Raw genomic sequence first — 9,720 nt, forward strand, 5'->3', positions numbered from 1 at the left:
TTTCTTTGATAATGGCTTTAGTGATTTTAAAGGGTAGGGGATTTGAAGTAGAATTTGATATATTAAGACTCATAAAGGAATTTGAGGCCATTTTTTCTCCTTAATGTGGTAATAAGATTTATCAAATACAAAGCTTATAAGTGTGATTAAATTTTTATTTATATTTGTTTGTAAATATTGTAGCATAGTTGGGGTAAATTTGAGTGTGTTTTATGATTATGAATATTTATTCATAAAGTTTCATATATACTATGGTGAATTTTTTTTGCGTGTTTCCTAAGATTTTTGCCCAGCCAAGTTTGGCGGTATTTTCTTCTCCTAACACAAACTTCATTTCTGAAGAATAGTTGATTTTAAGATATAAATCAACACAAAATTCATTATTTGTTAAAAACATTATGCTATTTTTTAAATCATCATGTTTAGTTCCATTGGGCATAAATTTAATCGCTTCTTGATATGAAATATCTTTTATATAAATTGCTATTTTATTTTGATAAGAGGTAAATTTATCACCTAGTATGAAATTACTCCCCAAGGCATGATTTTTTACGCCCAGTTTATTTCTTTGAGTATCAGAGATTAAAATTTGGTGAGGCAAATTTTCAATGATTGATAATTTGTCTTTTAGTTTAAAATTAACTTGCAAAACTCTTTCTATATATGTTTTTGGACGTCTTAAGCTCAATAATAAAGGTGCAAATGGTAAATATTTTTTTGCAATATCGTATTCTTTAATTCCTAATATATTAAATAAAATTTGAGAAATAGAGTCTTTAAAATTATCATTAAAAGATCTTGGATAATTTTTTAAGCCAATAACATCGAAAAATATCCAAAGTAAATAGTGATTAAAAAAATCAAAAAATAAAGTCCAACCTTGTTCTCCATCTTCATTTCTGGATAATTTATCTAACATAAATGAAGGAAGTTGTGAGGAAACTCCATGTAAGCCCATAAAATTTACAAATAATTCTATAAATGATTGATCTGAAAAAATAATTTTTTCTAAATCTTTATTTGGATGCTTTAAACTTTTATTGGTTCTTAAAAATATATTTTTTTTCCCATAATTTTTTTCTAGCTTTCTTATAAGTTTAAAAAAACTATATGAAGTTGGATCATTCATATTAAAGCTTTTTTTCCAAAAGAAGCAGGATAATGCAGAATTTCTTTTGAATCAAGACATTTTATCTTTAATTCACAAAAGGAATTAATGCTAGCAAAAGATGCTAAAAATTTGGATATAACTAATCCTAGTAAATAGACTTCACCTAAAGTATAAAACTTAGAATCCTTAATACTAAAAATAGCCACTGTTCCTTTTTTTGTAATATTTTCATCAATTAGATAAGTGCTTTTGCTTTGAATATCAACTATAGATTCTTTTAAAAGTTCATAAGATTTCCAATTTAACTGATTATCTAAAAAACTATAGCTTTCTAATACACCAAAAAAAGCTTTTCTACTTAATATGGTTTGATAAGAAAAAGATAATACAGAAACAAGTTTCCACAATAAATTGCCATCAACGCTGCATCTTCTCGCTTCACTTGGAATTTCGATATTTTTAGTATCAACACCTTTTAAATTACAATTATTAATATCTCCTATTTTTAATCTTGAAGGCAGATCTCCATTGGAGCATAAAAGATCAATGCTTATAGTTTCATCCATTAAATAAGAGGAGAAAAAGGAAATTTCGCTAAATACTTCTCCTTTAGAATTCTTTTTAGTATTTATGCTATAAAAGTCTTTTTGATTATCTTTTAAAAATTCAAAACGTTCAAAACTCTTATAGTTTTTTAATAATCTTTTACCCCCTTCGCTATTGTGTGCTTTAACTTGCAATGTTTGTATAATCTCATAAGCTTTAGGTTGGCTTCTATCAACAAAAATTCGATAACTATCTTTTTTATGATTATTTATAAGAGGTTCTGCGCTTTTTGCAAAGATATTGATAATAGGCGTCATACTTAAAGAAAACAATTCTTTTCTAAATATGCAATTTGCAGGAAATGGTTTAGAGAATTTAAATTCAATATTAATTGTTCTTCCTTGGCAATTATTTAAAATATCTAAGTTATTAATTCTTAGAAAATTAAATTTATGGGGCATAAAAAAATATTCCCTTAACAAAGAAAAAGCTTCAAAGCCTAAATCATTATAAGATAAACTACTTTCATCTGGATTTAATCCTATTTTTTCAATATCGTAAGTATTAAGAAAAAATTCTTCATCAGTTTCCAAACATTGAATTTTTAATTCTTTCAAATAAGAATGTATATATAATAATAAAGTAGTAGACATGTAAGTATCGTTACCTAAATATAAATTAATTTTTTCTAAGCCCAAATCACTTATTTTTGTTTCTGCTTTATCTATTTGTAATTTTAAATTAAAAGTATAGTCTTGGTTTTTACTTGATGCAAAAACCTCATTTATCGAAATAGGGTAAAGATAGACATCATAAACAGTTTTAAATTCACAAATGCATTTATCTATAGGTTTTGATTTAACAACGGTTCCTTTTGGAATAGTAAGTTTATTTTCTTTGCTATTTTGTTCAAGTTTAAATTCTTGCATACATAATGAGGGTATGGGATTTGTATAGTTTGGAGAAACTATATTGATTAAAGATTCTGCAATATGCGGGATATTTTCATCAAGTTCTTGGTGAATTTTAGAACTTAGGATGGCTAAATTTTCAATAATTCTTTCTACATCGGGATCTTTGCTATTGTAAGCTAAAAATGGAGCTAGTTTTGGATAATTTTTTACAAAATGTTCCCTAGTTTCATATAGATATTCAAGCTCTTTTTGATAATAAAAGATATTATCTTTCATTTAACCTCACAATATCTATTATTTTTAAAAATAATTTCTATACTAAATTCCTTAAAACGATCCTCTTGAAAAAAACATTTTACAATAAAAGAAAGTTGCCAAGGACTTAAATTATTATCATAAGTAATAGAAACAACTCGTATTCTTTTTTCATAACTATCAATTAACTTTCTTATTTCCTTAGCCATTGATATGCATAATTCGCTAGAACTAAGATTAATGTCAGTCATATTTGGCATCCCTAAATCTTTCGCGGTATAACAGTCATTAATCTTAGAGTTGAGCAAAACTTTTATATTATTCTTTACATCCTCAAAATCATTTTGATAGAATGGAATATGAATGTTTTGCTCATCTAAATTATGGATCAGTTTATCTAGCAAGGACATTATTATTCTTTATCTAATTTTCCTACTAAAGAAAGTTCAAAATTACCGCCCATATATTTAAAATGAGGTCGGACACTTAGCCCTATTTTATACCATCCTGGCTCTCCTGGTATATCACTAACTTTCACTTGTGCTGCTCTAAATGGACGACGACTTCTCACTTCAGAAGGTGGATTTTCTTGATCGGAAATATATTGTCTAATCCATTCATTAAGTCCATTTTCAATATCGCTTCTTTCTTTCCAGCTCCCTATTTCTTCTCGTTGTAAAACCTTTAAATAGTGCGCCAATCTTGAAATTAAAAAGATATATGGAAGTTGAGTTCCTAATCTGTAATTTGTTTCAGCTTCTTTACCTTCTGGGGTATTTTGAAATAATTTTGGTTTTAACGGAGAATTTGCTGAAAAAAATGCTGCATTATTACTATCTCTTCTTAATGTTAAAGTTATAAAACCTGCTTCTGCAAGTTCATACTCTCTCCTATCTGTAATCAAAACTTCTGTAGGTATTTTTGATTGTATAGTTCCAAAATTTTCATAAAGATAAGTAGGCAGATCCTTAACAGTCCCTCCACTTTTTGGTCCTATAATATTTCCACACCATCTATACTTAGCAAAGCTTTCTGTCAATCTTGTACAAAAAGTATACGAAGAATTAGCCCACAATAAATGATTATGCGAAGCATGAACATTTTCTTTATAGTTAAAGCTTTTAATAGGGTTTTCTTCAGGATCATAAGGGCTTCTTGCTAAAAATCTTGTCACTAGTAAGCCTGTATATTTAGAGTCTTCATTTTCTCTAAAAGTTCTCCACCTTGTATATTGAGGACCTTCTAGCAAACCTTGCAAATCTTGAATATTTGCAAGTTCAGAATAATCATCAAGCCCAAAAAATTTTGGTCCAAAAGATGTTAAAAAGGGAGAATGACTCATAGCCGCAATACTAGCCATTTTATTTAAAAAAGTCATATCAGGACTTGCTGATCCAAGTTGATAATCTCCAATGATTGCTCCTACAGGCTCTCCTCCAAATTGTCCATATTCTGAAGAATATATATTTTTATAAACAACGCTTTGTGTTATATCTGGATTGTTTTCAAAATCCTCTAAAGCTTCTTCTTTTCTTATATCAAATAGGTCGATTTTTATATTTTCATTAAAATCAGTTCTTTCAACTAGAAATCTAAGTCCACGCCAAGTAGATTCAAGTTTTTGAAATTCTTCATTATGTAAAACTTCATCCATTTGTTTTGAGAGTAAATGGTCAATATGGGCTATCATTTCATCAAGTGCAAATTTATTGATTTTTTCTTCGGCATTATCACTTTTTACAATTTCTGAAATAAATTCAGCAACACCTCTTTTGGCAATACTATAACTTTCATCAGTTTTAGAGTATTTGCTTTTCTCCATAATTTGTTCAATAATTGGCGTATCAATTACTTTGGTATTTGCCATTTTAATTTCCTTGCTCTTCTTGTTTAATTTCTAAAAGTAACTTTTCTTTAGTTTTTTCATTTTTTAACGCTTCTAAAACAGCTTTTCTAAAATCAGGAATATTACCCATAGGACCTTTTAAAGCCATTAAAGCTTCTCTTAGTTGCAATAATTTGTTTAACTCAGGTATTTGTTTAGCTAAGCTATCTGGAGAAAAATCCTTCATGCTAGCAATATTGAGCTTAACATCAAGCTCTTCAGCTCCTGTTCCAAGAGTATTTTTTACGCTAAAACTCGTTGTTATATTGAGTTTTCTCATAACTTGATCAAAATTGATCTTGTTAATTTGCAAAATTTCTCTTTCCTCTAAGGGGGTTTCGTTTTTTCCTTTTAAATTTGCCATTACCATTAATTTTAACGGCAGCTCCACATCCTCATTTTGTCCATTAGTTTTAGCTTTATATGTAATATTAATTCGTTCCTTTGGAGCATGAGATCCATCTGACATTTTAAATCCTTAAAAATAAAAATTTTAGCTTAATTATTATATTAAAATTTGCTAAATTTAATCTTGCATCATTTAATTTTATTTTTTGCGTTTTCATATTCTTCGGCTAGATAATCTTTTAGTAGAGTTTTTTCCATTAACTCTACTAAGTATATATTTAAAATTTTAGAGTTCTTTTTCATTCCTTTTGATTCAAAAATTTTTACCATATCTAGCAAGGAATTAATATTATTCATAATAGAATTATTAAAATTTTCTTTATCAATATTCATCAGCATTTGCTCAAAATCTTGTAATGTATGTTCTTTGTCAGTTTTTTTACTTGAAAAAAAACTTTTTTTATTTTCTTTGGATTTAACAAAATATTTATAAACTTCTTCTTTGCAGATAAAATCACCATTTTGAAAACGGAGAAGTTCAATAGTATCAAATTTAGAAATAAAATCACTTGTTAATATTATAAGAATGTCTAATTGTTTATTTTTTTTCTTTTTTTCTAAAAAATCACAAAAGAGTTGTACACCCTCTATCCAAAAAGGATTTAAAATAAGTTCATGCATAAAACATTTAATATGTTCTATATCATTTTCTTTATCAGAAAGCAATATACGAATTATATCTGCATCAGGTTTTCTTATTTTAGTAATTTTTTCATTATTACATTCAGGCAAACACCTGATTTTCCCCCACATTGCTTGGGTGAATAAAGCGTAGATATTGAGATTATTTTCATCCTCTTCCAAAAGCTCAAATGCAAGTTTTTGATAAAAATTTTTATATTCTCTCTCGTTTAAAGAGTTAATATTATCGCTTCTAATGTTTACAGATACTTGAGCTACAGGAGATTTTGGAAGTTGTGGTGCAACTTGAGCAATTTCAATTTTTGCAAAATTGCAAGATAGCAAATTTTCAAATTCGGAAAATAAAGTAATAAATTGATTAACAATCTCAGATGATATAAGCACTTTTGTTTTATTGTATTCTTGAATAAAATTTTGAATAAAAATTTGAATTTTTCGCTTTTGAGCTAATATATAAGCATTATTTTCATCTATAAGTTTTTTTAAATGTTGAAAAAGAAGCAAAAGCTTTTCAAAGCATTCTTCATTGTTTAAATTAAAACACGATAAAAGAAAATAGTTGCAAATTTTAAAATCTAAAGAATGATTTAATAATATAAACTGAGAATATTGATAAACTTTATCCCAAGAAATATTTTCATGGTTTAAAGTCTTATATTTTGACATCTCATCTTCAAGTAACTGAAATTCTTGTAGTTCATCTAAATTATTTTTCAATTGATCACAAAAATACATTTAATTCCTCCAAAAATTTGCCTCATTATAATTAAATTTTAAAAAATATTATGTTAATTTTTTAAAAAATTTACTCAATTAATCATAAATTATATATTCTAAGATAGAAAGGATACTTTAGTTTCATGTTTTGTAAAAAAAGTTTATTTTTTTTATTGCCACTATTCTTTTGCGCTTGCTCAAGTGTTGTTAGTGTTAAGATAAATAATGTAGAGAATTCCAATCTTAATAATAGACATGATGATGTTCCTGTTACGGCTATTGTATATCAACTTAAGGATATTAAAAAATTTGAAGAAGCAAGTGATATAGATTTGGCTACTAGAGAAGAGGGGGTACTAGGCAAGGATAAACTTGATTCTATTAAAACGCAAATTGCACCTAAAGACAATATTATCGCGGTTAAAGTAGATGAAGAAGAGGTTCCTTATGTAGGCATTCTTGTATTATTTGCAAATAATACAAAAAAAACAACAAAAATATGGGCAAAGACCGAAGATGCAAATGGGTTTGGGAAGAATAAGTATTTAAAATTTGAAATATCCAAAGAAGGTATCAAAAGAATTAAATAGGAATAATATATGGCAAATAAATTAAAAGTTGCTTGGTTTGATGGACTTAATATTGGACAAACCCATTTTGAGCAGCAAGAAAGATTTTTTAATAGAAATATAGATCTTAAAACTATAAATATATATAGTAATTTATATGGAATAATAGACTTGGAATTTTCTCAAGAGATGTTATTGCAAGGAAAAATTGCACTTTCTAAAATTTCAGGTATCGCACAAGATGGAAGCATTTTTAATGCACCTGAGCAAGATTTGTTGCCTGAGCCTATTGAAATCAATTATGAATCTTTAATTGATTCAGTTGTGGTATTAAAAATTCCTATCGGAGTTACTGATATTGCTGATTTATCTTTAAGAAATACTTTTCCAAATTCAAAGTTTATATGTCTTAGAAATAGTATTGCTTTAAGAAATTATGATGATTCAAAATCTAATGTAATGGACAAAATTGAAGATGAGTACGAACTTGAAAATCTGACTTTTACACAAGAGAAAAAAGATTTACTTCTTGCTAGTTTAAGATTAAAACTTGGCATTTTAGGTAATTCAACTCCTGATGAACTTGAATTACCAATTGCAAAAATTAAAAATATTGATATCAATAAAAAAATTGAATTAGAAAGTGATTTTATACCCACTTGCTTAAATATCAGCAAAATATCTACCATAAGATCCTTTTTGGAAGAAATTATTTTTTCAATCAATCAACATAAAAAAGTTCTATCTAATGTTTTTAAAGGAATCGATCAAACAAAAAATACATTGGATTTTAGCACTTTTTTATCCCTTAATCTTTTAAAAAAATGGTATTTAATATTTTCACATCTATCAAAAAAAGATAAAATACATCCTGAATTTTTATACGAAAAATTTTTAGAATTTCAAGGAGAGCTTGCAGCTTTTAGCAACGAAGAATCTTTTTTAGATTTTATTCCTTATAAACACGATAATCTTTATAATACTTTTTTAAATATGATGAATAATCTAAGATTGTTATTTTCTAAAATCACAAGCCCTAAATATTTTATAGCTAAGACTAGTATTAACGGCAACGGTTTTTATGATTTTATTTTTGATAATTCGGGAATTTTAGAAGAAAGTGAAATTTATTTCGCAATTCGTGCAGATGTTACTACAGAATATCTACTTAATAATTTTAAAATTCAAAGCAAGATACATACTCAAAGTAAAATTAAAAATATAGTCGCAACTCAGCTTGAGGGCTTAAATGTAGATCAAGTACCTAATGTTCCATCTAGCATTCCTTATTTAAATGGTTATGTTTATTATAAATTAGATAAAAGAGATCAACTGTTTAAAGATTTTAAAAATGAAAGTATCATTAGTATGTACTTGACCAACAATATAAAAAACCCTGATATTATAATGTGGGCGGTATTTCAATGAAAGAAATAAATGAAGAAAAAAAGGCATTAAGCTTACTTCTTGATTCAGATTTTGATGGTTTAAAAAACAATAAAATTATTGATTATTCTTTGGAGTTGCTTTTGCTTTCTTATAGACTTTCAAAAATAAGCTCTATGGATACAAGTAGTATTAATCAACTTAGAGAAACATTGATTAATAAAATTTTAGATATAACCGCTAAATTAAGTATATGTAAAGAATATGATGAAAAAGAAATTATTAAATTCAAATATTGTCTTTGTGTCTTTATAGATGAAAGCTTAATGAAAAATGAACTTTTTATTAATTTTTGGGCTCACAATACTCTAACTGTAAGGTTATTTGATGAAACTTTAGGTGGAAATAATTTTTATGATATTGCATCATCTTGGATTAATAACCCTTTTAAGTTTAAAGATTTTTTGGAATTTATCTATGCTTGTTTGATTCTTGGTTATAAAGGAAAATATAATGAGACTAAGGATAGAGATGAAAAAATAATTCATTTTTGCAATAATATTGCCACATCTTTAAAACCGGTTTATAAGATAGAAGAAGAGTTAGCTTTTAATAAAGCATATAAAACTGGTTTGAAAGAAAATATTTGGCAAAAATTTATAAGATTGTATTTTAAAAAACTTATTATCGTTGTGCCAGCATTGATTATATTAGGAGTATTAAGCTATGCAATTTTCAATTTAGAAACCAATAATCTTAAAGTGGATAATAATATATCCGTATTGATAAAAAATTTAACACATATAGAATAAATATACTAAATTTTTAAATATCAATTTATTTGTTATGAGTAAAATTAAATAAAAATTATTTTACAGCTAGAATAAAAATCAAATGCAAAACCTATAAAAGGATAAAAATATATGAAAAAACAAGCTCTATTATTTTAATGATAAAGAAAAAGTTATACTGCTAACACTAAACCACAAAATTACATCTTAATTTTAATAAAATAGAGAATCTAAGGAGATAACCCATGACATATATATTACTTCTTATTATAATTTCTACTATTCTTTCTTATCTTATATTAAAATTTATTTATAAAATCATCTTTAAATCTACAAAAAGCGTTTCAAAGTTTTTAGTCTTTCTTGGAAGTATAGGCTTAATTATCTTTTATTATACTCCTTATTCTTATTATTTAGAGCCTAGTTATTGGCAATTTAGGAATATGTGTAAGTTAAATGAACTTCCTAAAGTATAATAAGATTCTAGGGTATTTTG

At 26.3% G+C, this 9,720-nt stretch carries 9 protein-coding genes; 3 read left to right on the plus strand and 6 right to left on the minus strand.

Translation table 11 applies throughout. The annotated features are described in order from the left end of the window. Window positions 1-226: 226 nt before the first annotated feature. From tssG to AJ930_RS09050, 6 genes are all read right to left on the minus strand, one after another. Window positions 227-1,129 (minus strand): type VI secretion system baseplate subunit TssG, encoded by a 903-nt coding sequence (gene tssG / locus AJ930_RS09025; RefSeq protein WP_002881829.1) that lies wholly within the window; start codon window positions 1,127-1,129, stop codon window positions 227-229. Beyond that, on the minus strand, window positions 1,126-2,847 hold the full coding sequence (tssF, locus tag AJ930_RS09030) for a type VI secretion system baseplate subunit TssF (protein ID WP_044779647.1): 1,722 nt from the start codon (window positions 2,845-2,847) through the stop codon (window positions 1,126-1,128). Before tssF ends, tssG begins: the two co-directional genes overlap by 4 nt. Beyond that, window positions 2,844-3,236, minus strand: coding sequence for a type VI secretion system baseplate subunit TssE (gene tssE / locus AJ930_RS09035; RefSeq protein ID WP_002881831.1), 393 nt, complete (start codon window positions 3,234-3,236; stop codon window positions 2,844-2,846). Before tssE ends, tssF begins: the two co-directional genes overlap by 4 nt. Before the next feature lie 2 nt (window positions 3,237-3,238). Continuing rightward, a complete protein-coding gene (gene tssC / locus AJ930_RS09040) occupies window positions 3,239-4,693 on the minus strand; it encodes a type VI secretion system contractile sheath large subunit (protein ID WP_002881832.1) in 1,455 nt (484 codons plus the stop codon). A gap of 1 nt (window position 4,694) precedes the next feature. Then, window positions 4,695-5,180, minus strand: a complete 486-nt coding sequence (gene tssB / locus AJ930_RS09045) for a type VI secretion system contractile sheath small subunit (RefSeq protein WP_002881833.1) — start codon at window positions 5,178-5,180, stop codon at window positions 4,695-4,697. A gap of 68 nt (window positions 5,181-5,248) precedes the next feature. Continuing rightward, window positions 5,249-6,496 carry a type VI secretion system domain-containing protein gene (locus tag AJ930_RS09050; protein WP_044779648.1) on the minus strand — a complete coding sequence of 416 codons (1,248 nt, stop codon included), beginning with the start codon at window positions 6,494-6,496 and terminating at the stop codon, window positions 5,249-5,251. Window positions 6,497-6,621: 125 nt separating this feature from the next. Between AJ930_RS09050 and tssJ the strand changes: the two genes are divergently transcribed. Genes tssJ through icmH form a run of 3 tightly spaced genes read left to right on the plus strand, consistent with a single transcriptional unit; the run spans window position 6,622 to window position 9,245 of the window. After that, window positions 6,622-7,068 carry a type VI secretion system lipoprotein TssJ gene (gene tssJ / locus AJ930_RS09055; protein WP_002779659.1) on the plus strand — a complete coding sequence of 149 codons (447 nt, stop codon included), beginning with the start codon at window positions 6,622-6,624 and terminating at the stop codon, window positions 7,066-7,068. A gap of 9 nt (window positions 7,069-7,077) precedes the next feature. Further along, window positions 7,078-8,475, plus strand: coding sequence for a type VI secretion system baseplate subunit TssK (gene tssK / locus AJ930_RS09060; RefSeq protein WP_002779660.1), 1,398 nt, complete (start codon window positions 7,078-7,080; stop codon window positions 8,473-8,475). Then, window positions 8,472-9,245, plus strand: coding sequence for a type IVB secretion system protein IcmH/DotU (icmH, locus tag AJ930_RS09065; RefSeq protein ID WP_002881837.1), 774 nt, complete (start codon window positions 8,472-8,474; stop codon window positions 9,243-9,245). The genes tssK and icmH overlap by 4 nt, the downstream gene beginning before the upstream one ends. Window positions 9,246-9,720 lie beyond the last annotated feature (475 nt).

This window comes from Campylobacter sp. BCW_6871, from assembly GCF_001762325.1.
In the GTDB taxonomy this organism is placed as follows: domain Bacteria; phylum Campylobacterota; class Campylobacteria; order Campylobacterales; family Campylobacteraceae; genus Campylobacter_D; species Campylobacter_D jejuni.

Excerpts from the sequence above, each read along its gene's own strand:
- tssG (WP_002881829.1), bottom strand. The coding sequence starts at position 1,129 with ATGAATGATCCAACTTCATATAGTTTTTTTAAACTTATAAGAAAGCTA.
- tssF (WP_044779647.1), bottom strand. The coding sequence starts at position 2,847 with ATGAAAGATAATATCTTTTATTATCAAAAAGAGCTTGAATATCTATAT.
- tssE (WP_002881831.1), bottom strand. The coding sequence starts at position 3,236 with ATGTCCTTGCTAGATAAACTGATCCATAATTTAGATGAGCAAAACATT.
- tssC (WP_002881832.1), bottom strand. The coding sequence starts at position 4,693 with ATGGCAAATACCAAAGTAATTGATACGCCAATTATTGAACAAATTATG.
- tssB (WP_002881833.1), bottom strand. The coding sequence starts at position 5,180 with ATGTCAGATGGATCTCATGCTCCAAAGGAACGAATTAATATTACATAT.
- AJ930_RS09050 (WP_044779648.1), bottom strand. The coding sequence starts at position 6,496 with ATGTATTTTTGTGATCAATTGAAAAATAATTTAGATGAACTACAAGAA.
- tssJ (WP_002779659.1), top strand. The coding sequence starts at position 6,622 with ATGTTTTGTAAAAAAAGTTTATTTTTTTTATTGCCACTATTCTTTTGC.
- tssK (WP_002779660.1), top strand. The coding sequence starts at position 7,078 with ATGGCAAATAAATTAAAAGTTGCTTGGTTTGATGGACTTAATATTGGA.
- icmH (WP_002881837.1), top strand. The coding sequence starts at position 8,472 with ATGAAAGAAATAAATGAAGAAAAAAAGGCATTAAGCTTACTTCTTGAT.